We start from the raw sequence: 26111 nt of genomic DNA, 5'->3' as shown, positions 1-26111 counted from the left end.
TTAGTCCCGCAGCGCCTGATCGAGATCGGCGATGAGGTCGGCGGCGCTTTCGAGCCCCACCGACAGGCGGACAACGTCCGGGCCAGCGCCGGCGGCGAGACGCTGCTCTTCGGTCAGCTGCCGGTGGGTCGTGCTGGCGGGATGCAGGATTAGGCTGCGCGTGTCGCCAATATTGGCGAGATGCGAGAACAGCCGCACACGCTCGACCACGCGCAGGCCTGCCTCATAGCCGCCCTTGACGCCGAAGGTGAACACCGCCCCCGGACCGAGCGGCAGATATTTTTGCGCCAGGGCCCTGTAGGGGCTGGTCGGCAGGCCGGCGTAAGACACCCATGACACGGCGGGGTGCGTCGCGAGAAATTCCGCCACCGCGCCGGCGTTGGCGACATGGCGCTCCATGCGTAGCGGCAGGGTCTCGATTCCGGTCAGGGTCAGGAAGGCGTTCATCGGCGACAGCGCCGGGCCGAAATCGCGCAAGGCCACCGCCCGCGCCTTGGTCGTGAAGCCGAAATCGCCAAAGGTCTCGATGAAATTCAAACCGTGATAAGCCGGCTCGGGTCCTGCCAAGGACGGAAACTTGCCGGATTTGGCCCAGTCGAACCAGCCGGATTCGATCAACGCGCCGCCCAGCGAATTGCCGTGGCCGGCGAGAAACTTCGTGGTCGAATGGCAGATGAGATCGGCGCCCCAGTCAAACGGCCGGCACAGGAAAGGCGTCGCCAGCGTATTGTCCACGATGAGCGGAATGCCCGCTTCATGCGCCACGCGGGCGACCGCTTCGATGTCCACGATGATCCCGCCCGGATTGGCGAGGCTCTCGATGAAGATCGCCCTGGTGCGTTCGGTGAGCGCGCGGCGGAAATTATCCGGATCGTTGGGATCGACGAAAGAACAGGTCCAGCCGAGCTTCTTGAAGCTCAGGCCGAATTGCGTCAGCGAGCCGCCATAGAGATTGCGCGAGGCGACGAAGGCGTCGCCCGGCTCCAGCAGCGTGAAAAAGGTCAGGAATTGTGCGGCGTGGCCCGAGGCCGCCGCCACCGCCGCCCGTCCGCCTTCGAGATTGGCGATGCGTTCTTCCAGCGCCGCCACCGTCGGATTGGACAGGCGGCTATAGACATGGCCGAAGCTGTGCATGTTGAAGAGCGAGGCCGCCTGTTCCGAATCCTCGAACACATAGGAGGCGGTCTGGTAGATCGGCGTGATCCGCGCGCCGGTGGTCGGGTCCGGCGCCGCGCCCGCGTGAATGGCGCGCGTCTCGAAGCCAAAGGCGCGATCCGCCTTCACCGGCTCCTCAGAAGCTTTTTTCAGCGGCGGCTTTGGCGCCTGCCGCCGCTTGGCGGAGACGATGCCGGAATCGACGCCCGACCAGGACAATTCGCCACCAAGGCGGCCGAATTCGATCTTCGGGCAGCGGTCCATGATGACGGTCAGCCCGGCGGCCTGCGCCTTCGCGGCGGCCTCGTCATTGCGCACGCCTAATTGCATCCAGACCACTTTGGCGCCGATGGCGATGGCCTCGTCCACGATGGGCGGGACGGCGTCGGAACGGCGGAAAATATCCACCATGTCCACCGGTTCGCCGATCTCCGACAGGCTGGCGCGCACCGTTTCGCCGAGCAGCGTCTGGCCGGCGGCGGCGGGGTTCACGGGGATCACCCGATAGCCCTTGCCCTGCAGATATTTCATCACGAAGAAGCTGGGCCGGTTCCAGTTCATGCTGGCGCCGACCATGGCGATCACGTTCACCGAACGCAGGATGCGGGAGATCAGGGCGTCCGGGTAAACGAGGTCGGACATGTCAGCTTCCGGTCCAGACCGGCGCGCGCTTGTCGAGGAAGGCGCCGATGCCTTCCTGCGCGTCCTGCGCCTTGAGGTTTTCGGCCATCACCTCGCGCGTGAAGGCGTAAGCCTCGGCGAGCGGCAGCTCGGCCTGGCGATAAAAGGCCTTCTTGCCGATCGCCAAAGTGAGCGGCGATTTCGAGGCGATTTTTTGCGCGAATGCGCGTGTGCGCGCCTCCAGCTCGGTCGCCGGAACGAGTTCATTGACCAGCCCGAAGCGCAAGGCGGTCGGGGCGTCGATCAAGTCGCCGGAGAGCAGCATCTGCATAGCGTGTTTATGCGCCACATTGCGCGACAAGGCCACCATGGGCGTCGAGCAGAACAGCCCGATATTGACGCCCGGGGTGGCGAAACGCGAATCCTCGGCGGCGAAGGCGAGATCGGCGCTCGCGACCAGCTGCGCCCCCGCCGCCGTCGCCACGCCATGCACCCGCGCGATGACCGGCTTCGACAGATTCACGATCGCCTGCATCACCTCGCCACAAAGCGCAAAAAGCTCGTCCACATAGGCCGGATCGTAATTGCGGCCGCGCAATTCCTTGAGATCGTGCCCGGCGCAAAAGGCGGGGCCGGCGCCGGCGATAATCACTACGCGGGCGCTGGAATCCTGTTCGATCTCGGCAAGAGCCGCGTGAAGGGCGCGCAGCATCCCGAGCGACAGGCCGTTGCGGGCGTTGGGCCGGTTGAGCACGAGCGTGACGACGCCCGCGTCGTCGGAGCGGATGAGGAAGGGCTCCTCGGTCATGTCTGTCTCCATTGTTTCGGCGGGGCGTCTATTTCTTGCGCAAGGCCCCAGTCTGATCAACCTTGCGCAAATTGGCCAGTTCTTCCGCCGTCGGCTCGGGAATGAGACGCGCGTCCGGCGAAACCTTCAGGTTCCAGCCGGTATTGGCCTTGATTTCCTCGATGCCGGAAAAGGCGAACCAGCCATCGAGCACGAATTCATTCGTTCCCGGCTCGGGGCGCAGAATGCCGAGCGTGGTGATGATGGCGGAAGGCCCGCCGCCGACAAAATGATGGCGCGCGCGGGAGTCGCCGCCGTCGAGATAGCCCGGCGAGGAAACATAAGTCACCTTTTCGGCGAAACGCTTCGGCTCATGGGTGACCATGATGATGTAGCGCTTGGCGCCGCAGGCGATGTCATTGGCGCCGCCCGCGCCGGGCAGCCGCGTTTTCGGCGGGCGGTAATGCGGGCCGATCTCGCCGTCCCAGATCCCGGTCGTGTTCACATTGCCGTATTTGTCGACCTGCGCCGCGCCGATCACGCCGACGTCGCAGCGGCCCGAGGCGACGAGAAATCCCAGCGCATCCAGCGCCGAGGTGAAGCTGGTGGCGTTGGAGGAAATGCGGTTGCATTCGATGCCCCAGGGCAGGCCGCCGACCGGCGCCGCGCCGTAGACGCCGCCTTCCGTCATGCTGCGCAGATTAGGCGCATGATTGGCCTGGGCGAAGAAGCCCGCGAGCATGGACAGGCCGACGCCGAAAATCGCCAGTTCGCCGTCGCGGATCTCGCGGCCGGTGGCGATGGCCATCATTTCCTGACGGCTGTAGTCGAGGGCGGCGCTCATGCGGCAAGCTCCGAAGCGGCCAGACCGGCGACGTCTTCCGGCGTCAAGATCCAGCGCCGATAAGGGTCGAGCAGGAAGCTGGAGCTGCCCTGCGACAAGGCCTTGGCCTTGTCGCGCCCGATCAGGTCGAGAAAAGAGTCGTGATCGTCGAAACCTTCGACAAAATCCCGGAGATAGGCGGCGGTCCCCTCTTCCGTCGCCAGCGCCTTGTTCATGAAGGACATGTGAGACTCGTCAATGTCATACATGCCGGGCGAACCTTGCGGCCAGGCGGCGAAGGGCCAATGGACCACGGCTTCGACGATGATGTCGGGGATGCGCACGAGATTGGGAAATTGCCGGATGCAGCCGGGATCGACGATGGAGTCGGCGATCAGCACCACTTTTTTCGCCGCGCGCGAAAGCTCGGTGCGGCTCCATTCGGTGCCCAGAATAATCGCGTTGCCGGCAGGATCGGCCAAGGTGACATGGATCGCGGCAAGATCGGGCCGCAACGGTTTGAGCGCGCCGTATTCCCTGCCGGTGAAGGGATCGACCACGGCGGGGATTTTGGAGCGCGCGGGATATTCATCGGGCGCGAAGGCGCTGCGGTGCTGCAGGTCCGAGCCGATATTGACCGTCGCCGGCACGAAGGGCCAGTTCAGCGCGCCGCCGAGAAAGCGCAGCGCCATCGACAGATTGGAATAATCCTCCAGCGCGAGCTGGCCGCTCTCGACCGCACGTCGCAGGCCATTGGCGAAGCCGAACACCTCGAGCGCGGAGAAGCCGCATTCGGCTTTAGTCACGGCGCCGGCGGCGGCGAGCAGGTTGAGCTGCTGGCTGTTGCAATGGAAGATGGCGTGCAGGTCCTTGCGCTTCTGCCGCAGCAGCTCGCGGCCGAAAATCACTGCGTCCGAGCCGACCGGAAGCGCGGCGCCGCTCGCATATTGCATGCCGTCCCAGGCGAAGCGGCGCGCCGCTTCGCTGAGCGAAATCAGTTTGCTGGTCATGGATTTGCTTGTCTCTCGTGCAGGCCGCGCGCTTACCAGGAAGCGTCGAGGCCGAGCAAAGTGAGGATTTCCCGGCGACGCGCCACGAGGTCCGGGTCGTCGCGATGGCGGGGATAGGGCTTGTCAATCCGAATATCGGCCTTGATCGAGGCCGGGCGCGCGCTGAAGACGACGACGCGCGTCGCCATCAGCAGAGCCTCTTCGATGTCATGGGTGACGAGCAAAGCGGTGAAGCCCGCGCGCCGCCAGAGATTGACGATCTCGCCCTGCATGGAGAGCCGCGTCAGCGAATCCAGCTTGCCGAGCGGCTCGTCGAGGATCAGCAGCTCGGGGTCGTTGACGAGCGCCCGCGCCAGCGCGACGCGCTGCGCCATGCCGCCCGACAATTGATGCGGAAAGGCCTTGGCGAAATTCTCCAGCCCGACGAGGCGCAAGGTCGCATCGATCCGCGCGCCGCTGGTCTTGAGCAGCCCCTGAGCCTCCAGCCCCAAAGAGACATTGTCGCGGACATTGCGCCAGGGGAACAGGGTCGGGTCCTGAAACACCACGACCCGCGACGGGTCGGGCCCCGAGATGCGCTGGCCGTCTGCCGCCACCTCGCCCTTGGTTGGCGGCTCCAGCCCGGCGACGAGCCGCAGCAGCGTGGATTTCCCGCAGCCCGAGGGGCCGAGCAGCGCGACGAATTCGCCGCGCGCCGCCGTCAGGCTCACATTCTCCAGCACCGGCAAGGGCGCGCCTTCGAGATCGAAGCTGTGCGACACGTCGCGGATCGCGATCTCGACGCCCGCCGAAGCCGGGGCCGATTTCAGAGCGGCGCTTACCATTTCACGTCCGCCTTCTGATAGGAGAGCACGCGGTCGCGCAGCTTGAACAGCAACGTCACCAGCCCCGAACACATCAGCGACATGATCAGCAGCGCCGCATACATATTGGCATAGGCCGCCCAGCCCTGCGCCCATTGCAGGTAGAAGCCGAGGCCCGCCTTCACGCCCATCATCTCCGCCGTGACCAGCACGGCGAAAGACGCGCCGAGCCCCATGAACAGCCCGACGAAGACATGCGGCAGAGCGGCGGGGATGGCGACCTTGAAGATCAGGAAGGCGGGGCTCGCGCCGAGCGTCCGCGCCACGTCATAATAGGCCGTATTCACGCTGGCGACGCCCGACCAGGTCAGGATCGCGACCGGGAAGGCTGTGGTGAGGCCGATAAGGAAAATCGACGCGCTCCAGCTCGATGGAAACGCGAAGAAGGCGATGGGCAGCCAGGCGATCGCCGGCAGCGGGCCGATCAGCCGCATGACCGGATGCGCCCAATAGCCGAACGCCCGCGACCAGCCGAGCAGCACGCCGATCACGAAGCCCGCGCTCGCGCCAGCGGCGAAGCCCAGCATTTCAAGCCTGATCGAGGCCGCGACGCTTTCCGCGAGCTTGGCCCAATCGTCGATAAAGACTTCGAGCATGGCGTGAGGCGGCGGGAAGAAAGGCTGCGGCAACAGCGTGGATTTCGCCGTCGTCGCCTGCCACAACGAAAAGAACAGGCCCAGCACGAGAAACCACGGCGTCGAGCGCCGCAGCCGTTTCGCCGCGCGGGGCCAGAAGCCGCCGAACAGGCCGCCCGCCACGAGCAGGCCGCCGAAGATCGCGGCGGCCCAGGCCAGTTCCGGCCCACGTCCCCAATCGCCAATATCCGGCCAGCGCAGGGTCAGGAAAGCGAAGCCGAGCCAGACGGCCCCCGCGGCGAGCGCCAGAGCCGACTGCCCGAGCGAGGCGCGCGAGGCGAAGGCCCCGAACGCGGCATCATCCGACGCGCCGCGCGCCGCATCGAGGGAGGCGAGAGACATGGCGAGCCCTCAGCTCAACACGTCGACATAGATGCGCTCGGCATATTTCACCGGATCCGTCGTGGGCTTGAAGATCGAGATGAGCTTCAGCTCCTCGGCATAGGCGGCCAGCTCTTTCTTGAGGTCGGCGCCCGCGGGATGGTGATGATGGGTGTGGTATTTCGCCAGCGTGATCAGATCGGCGAGCTCGATCTTGCCCGGCGCATAGGGGACATAGGTCGCGGCCGCTTCTTCCGGGTGATGCGCGGCGAATTCCGCCGCCTCCACCAGCGAGCGCGCGATGGCCGCGGCGGTCGGCTTGTCGTCGCGGATCAGGCTGCCGCGCACGCCGACGATGCAGCAGACCCGGTTGGCATATTCGCTGTCCAGATTGCTCGACACCTCGCGGAAGGCGCCGTCCTTCTGGAACAGGAAGGTGATCGGGTCGTTATCGGCCAGCGCATGGGCCTCGCCCTTCTCAACCGAAACGCGCAGCAGCGGCCCCGGGAACTGCTTGAACTCGACGTCGGTCTGCGGGTCCAGCCCCGCCTTCTTCAGGCGGATCGAGAAGAAGTTCTTGCCGGGCGAATTCATGTCGCTGACCGCGATGATCTTGCCCTTGAGGTCCTTCAGCTCCTTGATGCCGGAGGCGGTGGGCGCGAGCAGGCGCAGGCAGCCGCCATGGGTGCTGGCGATGATCTTGACGTCGAAGCCCTGCTCCATCGGCTTGAGCCAGCGCAGAGCCATGCCGGCGGCGGCGTCGGCCTTGCCGGTCGCGAGCGTTTCCAGCAATTGATCGGTCGAGCCGGAATAATTGATCAGATCGACGTCGAGACCGTTGCGGGCGAAGAAGCCTTTTTCTTTCGCCACCGTGACGCCGACCAGACAGGGCGCGCCGGCGTTCCAGGCGAAGGAGATCTTCTTCAGCGGGCCGGTCGCGGCGGCGGCGTCAGTCGCGGCGGTCTTGCAGATCGGCAGGTCGCCGATCGGGGGAACGGCGATTTTCGGCGTGGCGAACACTTTGGAGGCGCCGAGTCCGAGCGGCGCGGCCGCGCCGACCGTAGCGGCGCCAATGAGAAAGGCGCGGCGCGACCGCGTTCCGGCGCTTTCGTTCTGATCAGTCATGAGATTTCCTTTCGGTCCCGCGTCTCAAGGCTTCGCGCGACCGCGTTGCAAAGACGTACTCAGCCCTTCGCCCCGACCAGGGAGCGGCAGAGCCATCCGTTGCCACCTTTATATAGTCTATTAGATTTATCGACAAGCTGTCATTGCGACGGGGCAATCGGCGTTGGGAGCAGCGTCAGCCTTCAACGGCCTTTACAAACCGGGAGTCATTCGCCGACAAAAGCCCTGGCCAGCAACCGGAACCGGCGCGTTTGCGCTATGCTGGAGCCGCCCGCATGGATGATCGGCCATTTGGCGAGGAGCGCGTAAAATGACGAGCTGGCATTCGCAATTGGCATGGCTGCCGACCGACGCGCCGCAAAACCCTTTTCCCTTCGCCGTGCTCGATTGCCGCGCCGCTTGCGCCGCCCTTGCCGAAGCCACCGGCCCCATCGTCGACTCGCAGGGCCAGACTGCGATCGAGGACATGGTCCGCTCCTCGCAATCGACGCCGCTCCCGACCGACAGTTTGAGCGCCAATTGCTCGATCCGGATTCGCCTGCGCGAACCGCCCTCGGCGCTGGCGAGTTTCGCCACGGCCGAACATGGCGGCAAGTGGATTTTCCATATGTTGCCGCGCATTATCGTGGCGCGCCGCCGTTGGACCGGACAGACGATTCATGTCGCGGAATTCGAACTCGACGGCGATCTTCTGACGATCACCCATGTCGCCAGTCAAAAAGACTTCGTCCATGGCAGCGCCGATTACGCCGTCGCCGAAATCGAGTTCCTGTTGCGGAAATATCTGGAAGACGCCCCCGCCGCCTTTCCGATCCCGCCCGGGCTGAGCGAAAAGGACGGCGTCAGGATCGCCTTGATTGGATGGAAGGCCTATGGGGCCATCGCGGAATTCGGCAGAATTCTTCCCAAGCCCTTTCGTCGCCGAGCCTGATCGAGACGCCTGATCGAAGTGTAGGCTCAGACGGCGCCGGTTTCCTGCGCGACGTCCGAGCCTTCGATGACAATGTGGAGAACTTCAGGCGGAACGCCGATTCGGACCGGCCACCACGAACATCCCAGCCCCCCGGACACGATCAGATGCCGGCCATCGTCGTTGTAATGCCCATAATTATAAACGAGGCTCAGATGGGACGGGGCGACGATCGGCCGGCCGAGCAGACGGACCTGCCCGCCATGGGTATGGCCCGAAAGCGTGACCGCGACGCGCTTGGGAACTTCGGGGAAGATATCGGGCTCATGAGCCAGCAGAACGACGGGCGAGTCGTCTGAAATCCTGCTCAGGGTCAGGTCGAGGTCGTCGACGCCGGGGCCCGCCGAACTGCGCAAGCTTCGTCCGTGGAGAAAAGCCTGCTGATCGCCAAGGCCGGCGATCCAGTAGGAGCTGCCGCCCTTGTCGAGTTTGACGCAGTCGTTTTCGAGCACCGGAATGCCCGCGCGCTCAAGCGCGATGCGCGCCCCGATCGGGCCGCGCCCGCTCAATTGCGCGCGTTCGTCCTCCCACCAATCGTGATTGCCGAGCACCGCGAACACCCCGGCCGGCGCGCGCAAGGCTCCAAGCGCGCCCGCCCAGTCGGCGTCCGGCACGATGGCCGTGATCTTCTTGTGCCCGGCGACATAATCGCCGAGCAGCACGACGGCGTCCGCGCCCAGCAGATTGGTCACATGGACGATCTGCTCGATCTGCCCGACCGTCATCCACGGATCGCACGCATGGAGATCCGCGATCACGGCAAGGGACAGCCGCAGCTGCGGCGGCCAGCCCTCGGGCGAGATGCGGTAGCGGGTGATGCGCGGGAGAAGCAAGGGTTCAATCGCGACGGCGTTGACCGCAGTCCCCGCCCCGACAAGCCCGACCGCGGCGAGCGAAGTCGCCGCGATCAACTGGCGTCGATTCAGCAGCCGCCCGTCGCCAGCTGGGCGACGCAGTTCCGCTTCAAACGATTTCGCGTCCTTCCGACCTGCCATCAATTGCAGCCCAACCGCCCTTGCGGCCCTTGTTGCTGCCCCTGGCGAGACGAATTGTCATGCATGCGTCATCAACCCCTCGCCGCCATCCGTCGCCGCCAGCCCAGCGGCGGCGGGCGCGGTCACGCAGCTGTCCTGCAACTGCGCCTCGATATGATCGGCAAGACGATGCGCGAGCGCCATCAAGGTCAGCGTCGGCATGTCATTCGCGCAGGTCGGAAACACCGAGCTTCCCGCGACATAGAGATTTTGCATTCCGTGAACCCTGCAATTGGCGTCGACCACGCCTTCGGAGGGATTTTCGCTCATGCGCGTTGTCCCCATATGATGCCAGACCCATCGCGGCGTATCGAATTTCTGGTTCGCGAGCGGCCCGCCCGAACCCTCAACAAAGGCGTTCAAGCCGTTCTTGCGCAAGGCGTCGACAATCAGCTCTTGCGTGACGTTCAGCGTGTGCTGCGCCAAAGACGTCAGCCGCCAGTCCAGCTTTACACGCGGCAAGCCCAATGCGTCCGTCCGGTCATCCAACATGACCCGGCTGTCCGGATTGGGCTCCGGTTCGAGAATGGTCAGGAACTGCCAATGATTGCTCCGTCCGGCGATGGAGCGAAGATGGGCAATCGCCGCCGCCGCAGCATTCGGGATATCGCCGATGATTTTCTTCCCTCTCAAGACAATGTCGGACGGAATGCGACGCCGCGTCGCCCAGAGAACGACTTCGCGCAGCTCCCGTCCGCCGTCGCGTTCGCCCTGCGGCGCGACGGGCAGAATCCAGGTCCGGGAGGCCAGCGTCCTCTCGCGTTGCTGAGCGGCTTCGCTGAGCGCAATGCCCGCGCCAAACAGCGGAGCGGCCCCCGGCGGCGGCACGCCATAACGCCTCTGGCCGACGCCGTGGGTGGGGTTGTAGCGTTGCAAAATGGCAGGATTGCGAACCGAGTTGATCTGACCCCAGGCATAACGCGGATGGTCCATGAAACAACGCCCGACCCATCCGCTGGCGTTGCCGAGTCCGCCCGCGACTGTCTGGTTGGAGAGCAGCAACAGTCTCGCGTTTTCTATGCCGCCGCTGGCGATGATCGTGAATCGCGCCGTGACGCGATGACGCCGCCCGTCGAGCGTGGCAAACCGAACCGCCGTCGCGATGCGGCCGTCGGAATCGGTTTCGATTTGCGTGACATTCGCGTGCAGGATCACCTGCACATTGGCCGACGCCTCGATGCTTTCCAGAAATGTTTCGGAAAGATGCGGCGCCGTGCTCAGGGCGACCGGGTCATTGACGCAGTCGCCGCCAAGCGGCAGGCAATCCCCGGCGCTCCCGTCGGCCCGCGCGAGCTGCTCGATGTCCGGCGGCAGCATGACGCTCGCCAAGGCCTTTTCGTAATAGGGATTGAGATCGCCCTTCGTGATCGGCCAGCCGCTGTGCTGAACCCAGTCGCGTTTTTCGAGGTCGAACTGACTGAATGTCTTGCACCAGCCCGCCCAACCGCGCCGATCCGTGCTGCCGCCGAAAATCCGCACCCGGCAAAGGTCCAGCGGTTCATAGCGCAGGCCGACATTTTCGCCACGACAAAGCGCCTGAGTCGAACTCTCATAGGTCAGCCCTCCGCTTTCGAGGATCAGGACCTTGACGGGCTTGTCCAAAAAATTCGTCGCCAGCGAAATGCCCGCGGCGCCCGCGCCGATGATCAGGATATCGGCATCGATCGATGTGTTGTTCGCAAGTGTTCTGGCGTCTTCAATCATGGCTGCCCCCTATCCTCTTGCTGACGAACGAACTTGCGGCGGGTTTGAGCCATGGTCATGAGGCCGGCGCTGTCCTGCAGCGCGAGCCACACCGGACTCCCATCATTGTGGATATCGAATTGGTCGTGATCGTCCTGCGGATATTCATTGCTGTCCTGTCGCGAAACCAGCCGCCAGACCAGCCAGCCGGCGCAGCGGTCGTCGGCGGCGATCCGCGCCATCCAATTCCGATAGATCTGCGGACGGTCGGGGTCGGACCGGGGGACGCCGAATTCTTCCAGAATAACCGGCTTGCCGTAGGAAACGGCGTAAGCGCAATATTGCGTTATCTGGTCCGCGAATTGCTCGGCGGAGATCTTCTGATAGCTGGCGTAGCCGTGCCAGGTGCCGAAATCGACTTGCGGCAGGCGCAACTCGGCCATCTTGTACTGGAGGCTGGACTGTCCGCTGGCGAGCAGATGCCGGTGGTCTAGGGACTTGACGAAGGCCGCCATTTCCGCGACCCAGCCATTGAACACCGAAAAAGGCTGTATGTCCGGCTCGTTCGCCAGCTCCCAGGCGAAAATCGTCGGGTCGTCGCGGTAGACCACATTGGACAGGCTATTGCGCCGCGTGACGATCGCTTGAACCAGCCGCTTGTAATCGGCCCTGGCGCGCGCATCTTCCGCGAAAAAGCGATCGTCGCCCTTGTTGCCATACCAGGCGCTGATCTGCCGCGAGCCGCCCGTATAGGCCCAATAGTCGACGAAGGCGACGATCAGGCGCAACTTGCGCTTCGACGCTTCCTTGACGACGAAATCGAGTCTCTGGAGACCATTCGCGCCTTCATTGATCTCCATAGCCTGCGTCTTGGGATTGAACGAGGCCATATAGACGCCGTTGACGCCAAGATTACTTGAATCGGCATTGCTGTTCCAGTTGAAGACATTGGCGACGCTTCCATCCGTGGACCCGATGATCGGCGAGACGAAAATGCGCACGACATTGGCTTTCATCGCGACGGCGTCGTCGAGAACGCGGGTCACTTCGACGGGAGAGCCATAGGTCAGGTAATGGTTGTTCACGCCCGCGACGCGGAAAATCTTGCCGTTCAGCGAAAATTCATGGCCGTTGCGGGTTACGAAGCCGCGCGATCCCTTGTCCGGCGCTTTCGCCCTCGCCGCCGCGTCATGGCTGATGGACAGCCAGGCGAAAAGCCCCAGCCAGAGCAAACGCAAGACTGCCGCGCCTCTTGCCGTTTGGCGATGTTTCGAGGAAGCCCTCATAGGGGCTTCTCCAGCCTCTTTGAAGCAAAAAACTCGGACCTGGCCGCCACCGTTGCATAGGCAGGTTGCGGCGCACCGCGCGGGGCGAGGCCCTGCGCCGTCGCGCCGATCTGCAAGGCGCGAAAGACAACGGGGGTCATGGCGGCGGTTTCGATCAGGAGGCCCAGCAGCCAGCCTAGCGTCAGGTCGTGCAGATCGCCGCCGCGACCGCCAAACAGCGCGCCCCCCAGCTCCAGGACGCAGCCCAGCGACACCAGCACGCTGGCGCTCAGCATCTGATTGCGGACCCGCTGGATCGCGACATAGTGATATTTGATCGCGATCAGGAAGAAGCTCAGTCCGAGAAGCCTGAAGCTGTCGGCCGCGACCGCCGCATAGGCCGGCGAAAACAGGCTGAGGATGAATTCCGCGCCAATCCAGCAGACCGCCGCGACGCCCAGTCCTATGACCATGGACACGCCGAGCGACGTGCGAATTCGCCCGGCCAGCTCCGCCGGATTTTTCGCGCCAACGGCATAGACCATTGTCGCCAGCGAAGCCGGCGCGAGATAGGCGACGTTGATGAGCGTCCAGGAGGCGTAAAAGGCGGCGTTGATCGACGGCGAGAGCACCACAGTGACCAGAAACGGCAACAGCAGGCTCGGCGCGAGATTGGCCATGTTCAGCCCGTGGTGACCCAGGACGTCGCCAAAATGAGACCCGAGCAGGTGAAAATCGGGACGGCCCACCACCTCCTTCGCACTGCCGCGCCGAAACGCCGCGAGCAGGAGAATCGAGGCCAACTGGCCGGCGAACCAGGTCAGGAAGATGGTTTTCTCATCGAGACCGGCGGCGCCGAGCAGCAGCGGCGCCCCTGCGAGCAGAATGAGCTTCGTCACCGCGAAGGCGACATTGCGCGACACCTGCAACTGGCTGCGCATGAGGCCGACCAGCGATTGATCGAGAACCAGCGTCAGGCCGGTCAGGCCGCAGGCGAGGATGAAAATGACGGCGCCGCTGGAGCTGGCGATCTCGCCGAGCGACACCTTGAACAAAGCGTTGAGCGCGAGATAGACGAGGGCGAACAGGGCCGAAAAGGCGCAGCTCAACAATAGCCCGGCTGTTATGAAATTTCGCGCGCGGGCGCCCTGGCTGCGGGCCTTTCCCATCAGCAACGCGCCAAGCCCCACCTCGCCGAGATGGCCGATGAAATTCATCAGCGAGATCGCCGCCGCGGCATAGCCGACAGCCTCGGCGGGAAAACTGCGGGCCGCCAGAAACCAGTAGAAGAATCCGAGCGCCGCGGAAATTCCCGTGCCGAGCGACAACAGCGCAGCGTTGAACAGGAGCGCGTGTTGGGCGCCCAGCGCATTGCTGAGCCGGCCCCGCGCATATCCGGCCCCGGCGCATCCCAGACCCAGCGCGACCGCGCCGGCGCGACCCAACCCGGCAGGGTCCATGCGGCGCGCAACGTCGCCGAGATTATGCGCGACCGAGCGCGTCAGGGTTTGCGCAACATAGGAGCGTTCGCTCGCAAGCGAGCGCTCGCTTCCGGCCAGCGTGCTCAGGCGAGCCTTGGACATTCCTTCGGCGTAACAACGCTTCGAGAAATAGGACAGCGTCAACCGCGCGGCAGGAACCTTGTGCAGGATGCGCGCGGCCGGTTCATGGATGAAAAGGCCGCCCGTCTCCCTGGTGGCGCGAATGCAGAATTCGGTTTCCTCGCAGCCATGCGGCAATCCCTTTTGGGACCGCCCCAAACTGGCGTCGAAGCCGCCAATTCTATCGAAAATATCGCGGCGCAGGCACATTGCCGCGCCGAGGAGATTGCGGGTCGGGCCGGCCTGCAATCCTTCATAGGAGCAGCCCACGACCCATAAAAACTCGGAGGGAAACCAGCGCGGGCGGGCGGCCAGAAGAGCCGGCTCGATATGCGCGCTGGCGCCGATCGCGCCGGTTTCGACGCAACGGCGCGTCAGCAGCGCGACGCAATCCGGCGCGGCCACGGCGTCATCGTCGAGAAAGAAAATATACTCGCCGCCCGCCTGCGCCACGCCGGAATTTCGCGCGCCGGACAGGCCGGGATCGAAGGCATTCTCGATCACGATGATCTCGTCGGCGAGGCGGCTTCGGATTTCCACCTTGAGGTCGGGATTGTGATCGACCACCACGATGATCTCGGCCAGCCGCGGCTGCTGGCCTTCGAGCGACTGAACCGCCTCGACGACGTCGTTCAACCTGTCGAACGTATAGGCGCAGACGACGGCGCTGACTTGTGGCGGCTGTGAGGTCATGGCTTTGTTCCCCGATGCCTTAACGACGTAATCCTGGCGGCGGCGGCAGCGCCGTCACGACTGATGCGACACATGCGCGACGCGCGCCGCGCCGCCTCCTGGCTGCCGTACCTTGTTCGGGCTGCCGTAGATGGTTTCGATCTTGGGCACGACCGATCTGGCCTTGAAGCTTTCCGCCCTGGCGAGGGCGCCCTCCTCCAGCCTCCGTCGCAAGTCGGGGGAATCGATCAGCATCCGCATAGTTTCGGCCAGCGAGTCGACATCGCCCGGCACGACATGCAAGCCGCTGCGGCCATGTTCGACCAGTTCCGCCAGCCCGCCATGATTGGCGGCGATCATGGTCTTGCCGACCACATTGGCCTCCATCACGATGGTTCCGCACGGCTCGATGAATGTGGAGGGCGCAAGGCCGAACAGGCATCTCCGCCATGCATGCATGACCGCGTGATGCGGCCAGCTTTCGAACAGGAAGACGTTTGGGGGGAGTTCGTCCGGCGTCCCCGGGGTGCGCCGTCCGATCAGCACAAGAGGCGGCGCCTGTTCCAACCGCGCATAGGCCTGGAGAAGAATATGCACGCCTTTGTGGCGGTTCAGATCGCCGACGAAGAGCAGGTAGCCGTCGGGCGGAAGCTGGCGCAATCTTGGATCAATCGAGGCTGGAGGGGAGCCCAGATCGTCCGGGATGAAAGTCGGGATAACGCTATACGGGGTCGAACCGTCGACCAGCCCCGATTTTTCCGCGACCGCGTGACTGACCGCGATGAAATTATCGACGCCGCGGTGAAGCAAAGGCTTCGTGACGAAATGCGCAGCCGCCGTGATCTGTCCCTTGACGGGGCCGAAATGCGCGCCCGCGCAGGAAAGGCATTTGGCCACTCCCGGTCCGCTGCAATAGTCGCCGTTGTGAAGAAGAGTCTTGATCGAACAAGTGAAACTGTAATCGTGCAATGTCGACACGAGCTTGGCTTTGTTGGCCAGCTTCAGCGGCAGATATTGATGGATCATCCAGTTGTGGCCGTGGACGACATCCGGCTTGAATTTCGAAACCAGCCGGCTGAGGCGAAATGTCAGCTCCGGATCCGGAAAGGGCGGCACGTGCGGACGCTCCTCTTCGCTGAACAGCGCCGACGCGCGCTGCATCGAGCCTTGCAGGCTGTGAACGGTGACGCCATTCAGATATTCCACTGGCGCCCGGTCCGGGTGCGGCATGGTTGCGACCGCCACCTGATGGCCTCGGGCGACCAGCGCCTCGCTCAGCGAGAAGACATGGCGCTCTTCGCCGCCGATCACCGGCGGATAAAATTGGGCGAGCATCAAGACACGCATTACCGCACCCCCGCTATTTGCTTGGACAAGGAAACGCGGCGGTACAGGACCGGCTGCGAGCCGTTCCGATAGAGCCGCGCTTCAATTCGCTCTTCTGGACTGGTTTCATCGCCGGGCGCCGTCATCTGCTCGACGATTTGTTCATTATCCGCAAGGACCAGATTGGGATGGCGCGCGACGATCTTGCCATTGAGCGTCAGCTCGAGATCATAGCTGACCGGCTGCTTTTCCTTGTTGTGGACGCCGACGACGACCCGGTGATGGTCGCGGCCGTCAAAAGGCGTGATCCAGAATTCCGTATAGGCGAATTGCTGGTGGGCGAGCGCGCCATTGCGGGCCGTCACGAGCGCAAATGCGACCAGCGCGATCACGGCCGCAAGGCTTGCCATCTGATAGCGGTTGACGGCGATTTCACGCAAAGGCGCCTGCACGGGCGCTGCTTGCGCGTCGCCGGCGTTGCGTCGGGACAGCAGCCAGGCCGCAAGGCAGAAGGCGGGCAACAAGACCCACCATCCTGACGGCGAGAGGGCATTGAACCTGTGCAGGACGAGCGCCAGGACAATGACCAAAGCGACGCTCATTCCCAGGGTCAAAATGACGTTTTCGAAACTCGGCGCTGGTCTGGGCCGGACGTTCCGCAGCAGCAGCAACCCCGGCAACACAAAGACGAGCGCGATGGCAAGGGCCGGCCTGAAGCCGAAATAGACCAGCGCGATCGCGCAGGCCGCGGCGACGAGCCAGCCGAAAACATAAGGGGTCGGGGCGGCGTTATGGTCGTCCACTGAGCGCCCTCACGTCATAGATGATGGAATAGCCGTTATCGAAGATGCGGTTCACGCCCTCGATTGAGTCATATTTGAACGTTGCGGCGGGCAGCGGCGGCGCGTCCAGCATCTCGTCGGCGCGCGCGCCGTCGAAATAGGCGCCGACGACCGGCCGTCCCGTGGTCAGGCGCAGGTCCGCGAAGAGATATTCCATGCCCAGCTTGCGAATGACGTCCAGCTCCTCGTCGCCGAAAGTCGGCGCGGCCAGCGTGACGCCCGCGTCATAGCCGTGCTGGAGCGTCGTCGAGACGAGCTGGCGCCCGAACCCGGCCAGCAACAGCCGGTTGACGCGATCGGCGGCGAAACGATTGCCGGGGCCGAGCCATTCCTTGGTCCATTCCGCCGCGCGAATGCCCATGGGCTCAATCGAGGCGCCGTCCGCCGAGACCTGATAGCGCGCGGGCACCAGAATGCGCGGTCCTTCCGAACTGATGATTCCGCCGATCAGGATCACCGTCATCGCCCCCCCGATCGCGGCGGCGCGCAGAACGTTGCCGGATTTTCCCTGCAACAGGCTTGTCACGCAGATCGCCAGCACGAGGCCGACGCCGAGGAAGGCGAAGGGACCGATGCGATTGCCGATTTCCCAACCGCTTCGGGTCATGCGGAACACCATGCTGACCGGATAGCCGATAGTGATGAGCGTCAGCAGGATGTGCCGGCTATTGCTCCAGCAAAGGATCGCCGGCCAGGACGAGGGACTGCGGCGGCTGAAAAGCCCCGCCCAGGACAGGCTGCGAAAGAACCCCAGCGCCAATCCCACGCAGATGAAAGCGACCGATCCGAGCGTCAGGAGCCGTTGCCATAGCGGCGCCACGACGCCGTCGTCGCCGGTGAATAATTTGCGGTTCGACTCGCCGAGGTGAGTGAGAAACTGCGTCACTTCCCTGAGCCCATTCTGGAACACCGGTCCCAGATAGCCCGCGCCGGGATTGCCCATCGCTTTCGACCACAGCACGGGAACGAGCACGGCCAGCGCCGCCGTGACGCCGTAGCGCCACAAGGTCCCCTTGCCGTGATCGCGCCGGATCGCCTCGACGAGGAAAAAGCCGACCAGCAGAAATCCCAGCGCATAGGCGGTGACATGATGCGTCATGGACAGGGCGCCGATGGCAATCACGAACAGCGGCAGGCGCAAGAGCCAGCGGCCGCCGTCGTCGCCGAGCCGCAGATCCAGCAGCAGCGCCAGCGTCATCAGGAACATGGCCAGGCTGGCGTAGGAAAAATTGGTGTCGAAAAAGACGAAGGTGGACGAACCCATGTAAAACAGGCATCCGAGCGCCGCGACCCGGGCCGAGCCCGAGATCCGTTCGTAAATGAGAAACAACGCGCCGATGAACAGGGAGCGGGCGACCATCAGCACGAGAATCGCGGATGCGAAAAACGACAGGCCGGAGAGATTGGAGAAGGCGGTCGCCAATATTTCCAGGCCGGGATAATAGGGGCCGATGGGAAACAGCACATTGGGCGCAAACAGATGTCCGTCTTCCATGATCTGCTGCGCGCCGACCCAATGAAGATATTCGTCATGCCCGACGAAGACGACCGGCGCCCGAATGACGCGCAGCGCGAACAGGCCGAGCGTGACGATCATCACATCAGCGATGCGCTCGGTTCTCGAAACATTCACCAGAACGAGCCGCGCCGCGATGGGCGCGAACATCAGGGCGATGGCGCAATAAAACCCGGGGACGGCCCATGACTGACCGATCCGGCTGGCGTTCGCCGCGCAAGCCGCAAGCACCAGCGCCGCAGCGACATTGATCGCCAGCAGCTGGGGCCAGACCAGCCCGCCGGATTCGATCTGCGCATCCGCCTCGGGCTGCACGGCGCCAACGCCGAGCCACCGCATGATCAGCCGCCAGACGCCCAATTTTTCTGCGCGACGGGAAGGCGGCTGGTAGGACGCCCCGTCGGCCGTTCCCAGCGCCCCGTCGATGAACTGCAGAACAAGTGGGCGACGAGCGCTCGACATTTTCACGTCATTCCTGATGCATCGCGCAATAAGATGTTCGGCGCCAATTCAATGGATCAACACCACTCGGACATAGCCTCGAAATCGATCGAAGCTATTCCGCCGGCGCCGGCGCCAGGGCTTTCGGCGTAACCCGTTCCCGCAGGATGGCTTTCAGGATGCGCCAGCCGTCGGGCAGCGCGCGCAGATTGCTCTCGCCATGGATGCGGACGGATTCGAAGCTGGCGACCTCGACAATCTTCAGCTTGTTCTGCAGCGCCTTGATGTTCAGGATTGTCTCGACTTCGAAACCGGAGCAGTCCGAGCGCAAGACGGGGAAACAGCGTTTCCAGAAGGCGACATATCCGTAGCAGAGGTCGCTGAAGGATCCGCCATAGAGCGTGCGGACGGCCATGGTGAGGCCCCAGTTTCCGAGCTTCCGGATCAGGGTCATGTCAACGGTGCCGGCGCCCTGGATGAAGCGCGAGCCCTTGACGAAATCGGCGCCCGACATCAGCGTCGCGACATAAAGAATGATCTCTTCCGGGTCCATCGACCCATCGGCGTCAAGCATGACGATGATATCGCCGGCGGCGGCTTCGAAACCCGTCATCAGCGCGACGCCCTTGCCGCGCCGCTTCTCGGTAATGATGCGCGCCCCCGGATAGAGCCGCCGCACCACTTCCACCGTGCCATCGGTCGAGCAGCCGTCGACGATGAGCAGTTCGAAAATCCAGGACGGCAGTCGCGGCAAGAGCCAGGCCAGATTGTCGGCTTCGTTGAGCGTCGGTATCACCAGCGAAACGCGGGGCAATGGCATATTCGACGATATATCGCTATTGGCGGAATTCGTCGCTAACGCTGTTGAGCCTGCATATGACGCATTTTGCATGATGCTCTCCTACACTTTACTTCAAATATGTGAGAAACCTCGAGTATTGACGACGCGCTAATTTGCCTTGGTCGCCGGACGTGTCCGCGCCTGGACGAGATCGCCCGGCTGCAGCACGGTGGTCCCCGTGGCGGAAAACTCGGCCACGCCGTCTCCCCGACGCCGGACGATCACGAATTCCGTATCGAGCGCCGCAGGGGTCGAAAGCCGCGTCCGCGCCATGGCCCTCAACACATTGGCCGCCGCATCGCTTTCCCCCGCCGCGATCGTCGCCTCGGCGCGGGCTTCGCTCGCGTCCTTCTGGGAGTTGACCTCGGCCTGGTCCTGACGGGCCTGCAATTGCTGACGCGCCTGGTTGTAACGGTCGCGCGCCAGATTGAGCGAATTCAGCGTCTGCTGATTGCGATCCTGGACTTCCATCAATTCTGTCTGGGCCTGGATCACCACGGGCCGTGCGATCGTTCCCGAACTCATGAGCTTGTTCAGATTGGCGACGCGCTCTTTCCTCATTTCGATGGACTGGTTCAGGATCGGCAGACGCGCCTTCTGCAATTCCATTTCGGCGGAGGCCGATTCGACTGCGCCCTTCATGGACGCTTCATCCGAGGCGAGCGCCTGCATTTCCGCGCGACGCGGCGCGAACTCATTGTAGACGAGCGCTTTCGCCTTCTCTTTTCCGGCAAGATTGGCGAGTTCAGCCGGGACGGACGGCCGCCCGTCTGTACGCGCCGCTTCAATCGCCGTGCTGCGCGCCATCATGCGCATCGCGCGGTCGAGCGCGGTTTGAAGCCGTTCTGTTTCGCGGGTCAGCTCGGCGACGACCCATGGCTCGACAGGTGCCTTGTCGAAGCCGCCCGCCAGCGCGACGGCGTGAAGCACCGTCATGCCGGGCGTATAATCATAGCTGCCGGCGTTCTTGATCTGACCGATCACATAGATCGGCGGATTGACGACGCTCAAAACATTGACGAAGCCCTTGCGGCCCAGAAAGGCGTCGAAAGCGCATTCGACCTGCCGCTGAAAATCGCCTGTCCTGCGGCCTGCGGCGTCGAATTGCCCCAGCATAGGGATCGCGACGGCGCCGTCGTCCTGGACGATATATTCGGCGGATAATTCGGCGCGCAACTGGAAGGCTTTCGCCGGCTCTTTCAACTGCTGGCGCTCGCCGCCCCATTTGCCGTCCTGGGTCGGCAATACTTCATAGAAAGACATCTTGATCTTGTCGCCGCGGCCAATCGCGACGCCCTTGCCGCTCGCCCCGGTTGGATCGGCCACATCCTTCTGCGAGCAATCCTGCGCCGGCGACGTGACCGACGCCACGGCCGCGTTTGCGTAAGACGGGACGGTGGTCACGGGCGCGACCGGCGCGGCCTGGTCGGCCTGAACCTGAACTGGGCGCTTGGATCCACTCTCCTGGGCGGCCATGGCAGGCGTGTAGGCGGACCTTCCATCGGCGCAAATCATGACAAAGCCGGCTGCCAGGCCCAATGCGACGAGCGACGTGCTCTTCACCTTGTTCGACTTGGCCGACTTTGGCAGGTAGCCGCCCTCAACTAGGGGAGCGGCGAAGGGAGCGGCAAGGGGCGCGACAAGTGGCGCGGCTTGCGCCGCCGTCGCGTGGATGTCCGCCGCGAATTTTTGGCGGACCTCCGGGGCGGCTGCGGCGCCCAAAGGAGCCGCCGGCTTTGCTTCGAGACCCGATCTGGCCGCGATGACGGCTCGATAGATATCGAGGAGATTGCTCGTGCAATCGTCCCAATTGGCGATCTCGACATTCGGCGGGCGGGAGGGCGGGCGGTCGATCAGGTCGAGCACGGCCTGAGCGATTTCGGCCGGCGGCGCGTCGGGATCGATGGTGCGCAAGAGTCCCTTCGCGGCCATTTCGACGAAGCCGGTCGAATTGCTCGCCAGCACGGCCCGGCCGAGCGAAATCGCCTCCAGCGCCGCGACGGGATGGGCTTCATAATCGCTCAGCAGAACAACCGCGGAAGCTCCCGCGAGGAAGTTCGACATATGTTGGCGATTTTCGGGCGGGATGCCGCCGATCGTCACACGGTCTTCGATCCCCAACTCACGCGCCGTCTCGACCAGAGTCTGCTTGTAGGGCCCCTCGCCGAGCACGCGCAGCCTTGCGCCGGGGCGCGTTTTCAGCACTTCAGCGAAGGCCCGAATGACGCGGTGATGCCCCTTGTAGCGTTCCAGCCTGCCAATCGTCACGATCAGGGGCGACGCCGGGTCCAGCGCAGGCGCTTCGTCCCCCGGCTCAATCTCGGCGCCATTCGGCACGACGGTGAATTTCTCGCGAGGGATGCGAAGCGTGCGGGAAAACAGATCCGCCTCGAATTCCGACACGCCGATGAGCTTATCGGCGCGCCGGATCAGCGGCCTCAACACTTCGCGCTGAACGCCCCGGATAAGATTGCGCAGGTTCGACGAATGGCCGCCGCTGTGGAAGGTCATGACGAAGGGCGCCTTCTTGCGGATCGCGGCCAGTTGCGCAATCGGCGGCACGAAGGTGTGAAAGCCCTGAACGTGAATGATGTCGCAATCCGCTTTCAAAACCTCGCGGTACAGCTCCGGAGCGAAGAAAGCGTCGCTGGATTGAGGATAGACCGGGACGCGGGTGACGCGCATTCCCGCGACGATCTCTTCCTGGGGCAGCGCGCCCGTGGGATCGCCGGTCAGAACCCGCACCTTGTGGCCCCGAGCGGCCATTCGCCGCCCGACCTCGAACGTGTGCATTTCGATCCCGCCGATGAAAGGCAGAAATTTATGCGCGACCAGAAGAATATTAAGAAGATCAGCCGAACTGCCCGCAGGATTCGAATCGCCCAAAACGGGCTTACCAGAAGTTTTCATCGACGACTTTTCCATTGGAGCCTCGTCTAATTTTGAAACGACGCCGTGCATTCAATCTAAGCCGACTAATTTGTCGGCATTACCTGTTGCGATCTCGGTCTTGCTCGGAAGAAAGCTGCATATGCGCTTCGCCCTTTAATGAACTCGTTAATTAAGTGTTAGCTAATCATTGATTAAATTAACTGTCAAGGCGCTACGAATTAAGCATGGCCTTGAGCCCTGGCTTTGTAAGGCTGAAGCTTGCCGCGCAAGCGGGGCCGCAATTCCATTCCGCCTTGGAATCGCCGCTTTTCCGCCGAGTCTTGGGCTTTCCGCGCAAATTTTTGGGCGCCAAGACCAGAGAAGCGCGCCAAAAACATAAGCGAATTGGCGGTTGACCCCCCTTCAAGAGTCATGGGTCCGCAACTTCCGGAGCCTGGGACCGGAAGCGCGATCTAGATCATTGCTTTCATTGATGATCTTGGAAGGGGCAGCGCCGCTCTCTGGCGCCGTAAATAAGGAAGCTGTGACTAATGAAGCATTGGCCTTGACGTCCAGAAGTGCGATAATTAATTATCACGTTTTAGTGAGGCTTTCCGAGGCTGCTCGGCTGACAAGGCCAGAGGACCAGCCGGCGGCGCGGCTTCTGCGAGAATGCGCTTGATACGCTGCGCGACCTTGGAAGGAATTTGCGCCTGCAGCTGGAAACGGACATGTCCGCCAGGGGCGCCGCTCAGTTGGACAACTAACTTGCACGTAACGATCATGGACGCCCCAACGATGTTGTAACACGCGTGAGCAGGACCTTTAATTAAGAAGGCGTACGCTTAAATAGGGATGCCGCCTAAGTCATATGACCGCAACGCTATCATATCTATTATTGCACTGCAACAAAGCCGCCCTTAAAAATCAGCGGGCGCAATCCGAATGAACCGGGATGGCGATTTGCCGTTAATTTGGAATGCGATTAATATGAAGCATGAAGAGCGAAACCCAATGCTGATTCCTCAGACGCCCGGCCTTCCCGGCACGGCCCCGAATGTTGGGAAAAAGGCCCTGTTTGCCGAGCGTTTGCGCGCCGTCATGGCGGAAAAGCAGCTGTCCGTTTCTTCATTGGCCAAGCTTGTACAGAACGAACTGCCGGGCGAGGCCTTCAACCCGGTGAACATCTCCCATTACCGCGCCGGACGGTCCATGCCGCGTCCGCGCATCTTGCGCGCGCTGACACAGGCGCTTGGCGCCAGCTTCGCGGATATCGCGCCATCGGCCGCCGAGGACGCGTTTCGCACCCCGCCTGCCATCACGGGCGAGCAAAAAGTTCCAGTCGACGACGCGGGAGCGGATCCGGATCTCGCCTTGCTCGCCGCCAATGATGCGACTGCGGGCGCCATTCCTTCTTTCCACCTCGAGGATCTGGCGGGCGGCGAAGCCTGGCTGCAAATCAACCAGCGCCTGTCATGGTCGACGGTGATCAAGATTCTTCAGGCGTTGAAGGGCAAGGACTGAGCCGGAGGCGCTTCGCTTCCTGGCTCGAACAGCCGATCGGATAGCAAGATCGAGAAAACGCGGCGGTTGAAACTCCTTCGGCGTCGGGAGCCGAAACGCCCGACGCCGGCGAAGGATGCCATCAGGAATGTCCCGGCCGGCTCAAAAACGAGTCGTCGTGCGAAGCCGCCGCCATTGTCGTCGTCACCTGGGCAGCGCCCTGATCCTTCTGGAAGCCGCTGGCGATATATTGGTTCAGCAGGGCAACCGCGTTGGCCGTCGAAGCCGGCGGATCGACGACCACGATTGACTGCTTGGCTGAAGTCGCGACAGAACCGCCAATTGTGTCGCTCGCCGTCACCGACAGCGTCGCGATCGGATGCTGAGAGCCGGTGTAATGCGACGTCAGCGTCAGTCCGCTATTGACCTCCGCGGCGCTCAGCGTGATCGACTGGCCGGAGTAGGTATGGCCGAGACCGTCGGAAATGGTTTCGTAGGACGGGAGTCCGGCGATCGTGACCTTCACGTCGGTTGCGGAGGCTGACGCCGCCACCTTTATACCCAAAGCGACTGTTCCGCCGCCGCCGGTGACGTTCAGGCTCGGGTCCGCGATCGTGAGCGTGGGCGCCATGCTCGCGTCCGTTTCCGAGCTGATCCTGAAATTATTGCCGCTCAATTGGTCCGGCGTCACGCCTGCGATATCGATCGATCCCGTCGTCCCGAGCGTGAGCAGCGCGCCACCATGTCCATCGCTCTTCAAGGCGGCGAGAATGCTGTTGACCGACGTATATCCGCCGGCGCCGTTGCGCAACTCGATATAGCCGTTCCGGTCCTGCGCGAATCCATTGACGACGCTGGTCCCTGAACTGGTGTCGACCGCGATGCGCAGGTTGAAGCCGGTGTCGAATATGGTCGCATTGACGCCGCCGCCGAGGATCGCCGTCTCGTTGTTGCCGCCGAACTGAAGCGTCGCCGCGCCGCCGGTCAGGGTGATCGTGTCATTGCCCTGGCCGCCTTTGACGATATTTGCGCCTGCGCCAAGCGTCACCGAATTGTTCCAACCGGCAAGGGTGATTGTGTTCGAGCCTCCGCCTGCGACAATGGACGCATTGCCTTGTCCGCCGCTGACGACGTTCGTTCCCCCTCCGAGGGTCACCGAATTGTTCCAGCCGGCAAGGGTGATCGTGTTGGCGCCATTGCCCGCAACGATGGTTGCGTTGCCAGCCCCTGCGTTGATCGCGTTCTTGCCATTTCCCGCGGTAACGATGTTGTAATAGCCGCCGAGCGTCACGGTGTCGGAGCCGTCGCCGAGCGTGACATTGTTGTTTCCGCCTCCGCCGGCGACCGTGTCGTTTCCGCCGCCGGCGGTCACGACATTGTAATAGCCGTTCAAATTGATCGCATAGGGATTGTCGCCCAGTGACAGTGTCTGATTGCCGGAATTGCTGTTGATGGTGGTCACAGTAGCGACCGGCGCCGTGGGCGTGACGGGAGCTGTCGGCATTACCGGGGCCGTCGGAATGACCGGCGCTGTTGGCGTGACCGGCGCAATTGGCGTGACTGTGCTCAGATTGAAGGTCACGGCATTGGACGTTCCCGTCCCGGCGACATTGGAATCCGTCGCCGTCAGGACATTGGCGCCCGCATGGGCCAGCGTCACATTCGTCGACCACTTCCCGTCCGCGCCGACCACCGCCGTTCCGACCTGCGTCGTCCCGTCCAGAATTTTCACCGTCGTGCCGGCGTCCGCGACATTGACCGTGCCCGAGATCGTCTGGCTGGCCTGAGCGACCGTGCCGCCTGCGCTCGTGATCGCAACCGTCGGCGCTGTCGTCGTCAGGTTGAAGGTCACCGCGTTGGACGTTCCCGTCCCCGCGACATTGGAATCCGTCGCCGTCAGGACATTGGCGCCCGTATGGGCCAGCGTCACATTCGTCGACCATTTGCCGTCCGCGCCGACCACCGCCGTTCCGACCTGCGTCGTCCCGTCCAGAATTTTCACCGTCGAGCCGGCGTCCGCGACATCGACCGTGCCCGAGATCGTCTGGCTCGCCTGAGCGACCGTGCCGCCCGCGCTCGTGATCGCAACAGTCGGCGCCGCCGTCGTCAGATTGAAGGTCACGGCGTTGGACGTTCCCGTCCCCGCGACATTGGAATCCGTCGCCGTCAGGACATTGGCGCCCGTATGGGCCAGCGTCACATTCGT

19 protein-coding genes and 1 pseudogene are annotated in these 26111 nt (G+C 63.3%); 2 read left to right on the top strand and 18 right to left on the bottom strand.

Translation table 11 applies throughout. The features are described 5' to 3' along the window. From QZ409_RS14480 to QZ409_RS14445, 8 genes and pseudogenes are all read right to left on the bottom strand, one after another. Positions 1–1284: an O-acetylhomoserine aminocarboxypropyltransferase gene (locus QZ409_RS14480; RefSeq protein ID WP_296712823.1), complete on the bottom strand. Its 1284-nt coding sequence runs from the start codon at positions 1282–1284 to the stop codon at positions 1–3. A gap of 123 nt (positions 1285–1407) precedes the next feature. After that, positions 1408–1731, bottom strand: a pseudogene (locus QZ409_RS14475) (CoA-binding protein); the annotation flags it as partial. Between the two features lie 67 nt (positions 1732–1798). Then, the gene (locus QZ409_RS14470; RefSeq protein WP_296712676.1) at positions 1799–2584 is read right to left on the bottom strand and encodes an enoyl-CoA hydratase; all 786 of its coding nucleotides are present in this window, start codon (positions 2582–2584) and stop codon (positions 1799–1801) included. Between the two features lie 28 nt (positions 2585–2612). Next, positions 2613–3407 carry a CoA-transferase gene (locus tag QZ409_RS14465; RefSeq protein WP_296712675.1) on the bottom strand — a complete coding sequence of 265 codons (795 nt, stop codon included), beginning with the start codon at positions 3405–3407 and terminating at the stop codon, positions 2613–2615. After that, positions 3404–4396, bottom strand: coding sequence for a CoA-transferase (locus QZ409_RS14460; RefSeq protein ID WP_296712672.1), 993 nt, complete (start codon positions 4394–4396; stop codon positions 3404–3406). Before QZ409_RS14460 ends, QZ409_RS14465 begins: the two co-directional genes overlap by 4 nt. Positions 4397–4428: 32 nt before the next feature. Next, positions 4429–5220 (bottom strand): ABC transporter ATP-binding protein, encoded by a 792-nt coding sequence (locus QZ409_RS14455; protein ID WP_296712670.1) that lies wholly within the window; start codon positions 5218–5220, stop codon positions 4429–4431. Then, on the bottom strand, positions 5214–6236 hold the full coding sequence (locus tag QZ409_RS14450) for an ABC transporter permease subunit (protein ID WP_296712668.1): 1023 nt from the start codon (positions 6234–6236) through the stop codon (positions 5214–5216). Before QZ409_RS14450 ends, QZ409_RS14455 begins: the two co-directional genes overlap by 7 nt. A gap of 9 nt (positions 6237–6245) precedes the next feature. Further along, on the bottom strand, positions 6246–7340 hold the full coding sequence (locus QZ409_RS14445) for an ABC transporter substrate-binding protein (RefSeq protein WP_296712666.1): 1095 nt from the start codon (positions 7338–7340) through the stop codon (positions 6246–6248). A gap of 310 nt (positions 7341–7650) precedes the next feature. Between QZ409_RS14445 and QZ409_RS14440 the strand changes: the two genes are divergently transcribed. Next, entirely contained in the window at positions 7651–8271 is a 621-nt protein-coding gene (locus QZ409_RS14440; RefSeq protein WP_296712663.1) for a hypothetical protein, read from the top strand. A 26-nt stretch (positions 8272–8297) separates the two neighbouring features. On the opposite strand, the gene QZ409_RS14435 is transcribed toward QZ409_RS14440, so the two are convergent. The 9 genes from QZ409_RS14435 to QZ409_RS14395 all read right to left on the bottom strand — a co-directional run bounded on the left by QZ409_RS14435 (position 8298) and on the right by QZ409_RS14395 (position 22441). Continuing rightward, on the bottom strand, positions 8298–9305 hold the full coding sequence (locus QZ409_RS14435) for a metallophosphoesterase (protein ID WP_296712661.1): 1008 nt from the start codon (positions 9303–9305) through the stop codon (positions 8298–8300). A gap of 57 nt (positions 9306–9362) precedes the next feature. After that, positions 9363–11048, bottom strand: a complete 1686-nt coding sequence (locus tag QZ409_RS14430; protein WP_296712658.1) for a GMC family oxidoreductase — start codon at positions 11046–11048, stop codon at positions 9363–9365. Continuing rightward, a complete protein-coding gene (locus tag QZ409_RS14425; RefSeq protein WP_296712657.1) occupies positions 11045–12265 on the bottom strand; it encodes a cellulase family glycosylhydrolase in 1221 nt (406 codons plus the stop codon). The genes QZ409_RS14430 and QZ409_RS14425 overlap by 4 nt, the downstream gene beginning before the upstream one ends. 44 nt (positions 12266–12309) lie before the next feature. Further along, the gene (locus tag QZ409_RS14420) at positions 12310–14586 is read right to left on the bottom strand and encodes a glycosyltransferase (RefSeq protein WP_296712655.1); all 2277 of its coding nucleotides are present in this window, start codon (positions 14584–14586) and stop codon (positions 12310–12312) included. A gap of 54 nt (positions 14587–14640) precedes the next feature. Next, the gene (locus QZ409_RS14415; RefSeq protein WP_296712653.1) at positions 14641–15912 is read right to left on the bottom strand and encodes a glycosyltransferase family 4 protein; all 1272 of its coding nucleotides are present in this window, start codon (positions 15910–15912) and stop codon (positions 14641–14643) included. Further along, on the bottom strand, positions 15912–16694 hold the full coding sequence (locus QZ409_RS14410; RefSeq protein WP_296712651.1) for a hypothetical protein: 783 nt from the start codon (positions 16692–16694) through the stop codon (positions 15912–15914). Before QZ409_RS14410 ends, QZ409_RS14415 begins: the two co-directional genes overlap by 1 nt. Continuing rightward, on the bottom strand, positions 16681–18711 hold the full coding sequence (locus QZ409_RS14405; RefSeq protein WP_296712649.1) for a hypothetical protein: 2031 nt from the start codon (positions 18709–18711) through the stop codon (positions 16681–16683). The genes QZ409_RS14410 and QZ409_RS14405 overlap by 14 nt, the downstream gene beginning before the upstream one ends. 94 nt (positions 18712–18805) lie before the next feature. After that, positions 18806–19582, bottom strand: a complete 777-nt coding sequence (locus QZ409_RS14400; protein ID WP_296712647.1) for a glycosyltransferase family 2 protein — start codon at positions 19580–19582, stop codon at positions 18806–18808. A gap of 57 nt (positions 19583–19639) precedes the next feature. Further along, positions 19640–22441, bottom strand: coding sequence for a glycosyltransferase (locus QZ409_RS14395; protein WP_296712645.1), 2802 nt, complete (start codon positions 22439–22441; stop codon positions 19640–19642). A gap of 975 nt (positions 22442–23416) precedes the next feature. Here QZ409_RS14395 and QZ409_RS14390 point away from each other — a divergent pair. Then, the gene (locus QZ409_RS14390) at positions 23417–23926 is read left to right on the top strand and encodes a helix-turn-helix domain-containing protein (RefSeq protein ID WP_296712642.1); all 510 of its coding nucleotides are present in this window, start codon (positions 23417–23419) and stop codon (positions 23924–23926) included. 121 nt (positions 23927–24047) lie between these two features. On the opposite strand, the gene QZ409_RS14385 is transcribed toward QZ409_RS14390, so the two are convergent. Further along, positions 24048–26111: hypothetical protein (locus QZ409_RS14385; RefSeq protein WP_296712638.1), on the bottom strand; the 2064-nt coding region annotated here is incomplete at its 5' end.

It is taken from the genome of Rhodoblastus sp. (genome assembly GCF_019449565.1).
In the GTDB taxonomy this organism is placed as follows: domain Bacteria; phylum Pseudomonadota; class Alphaproteobacteria; order Rhizobiales; family Beijerinckiaceae; genus Rhodoblastus.
This window is presented reverse-complemented; position numbering and strand designations above follow the sequence as displayed.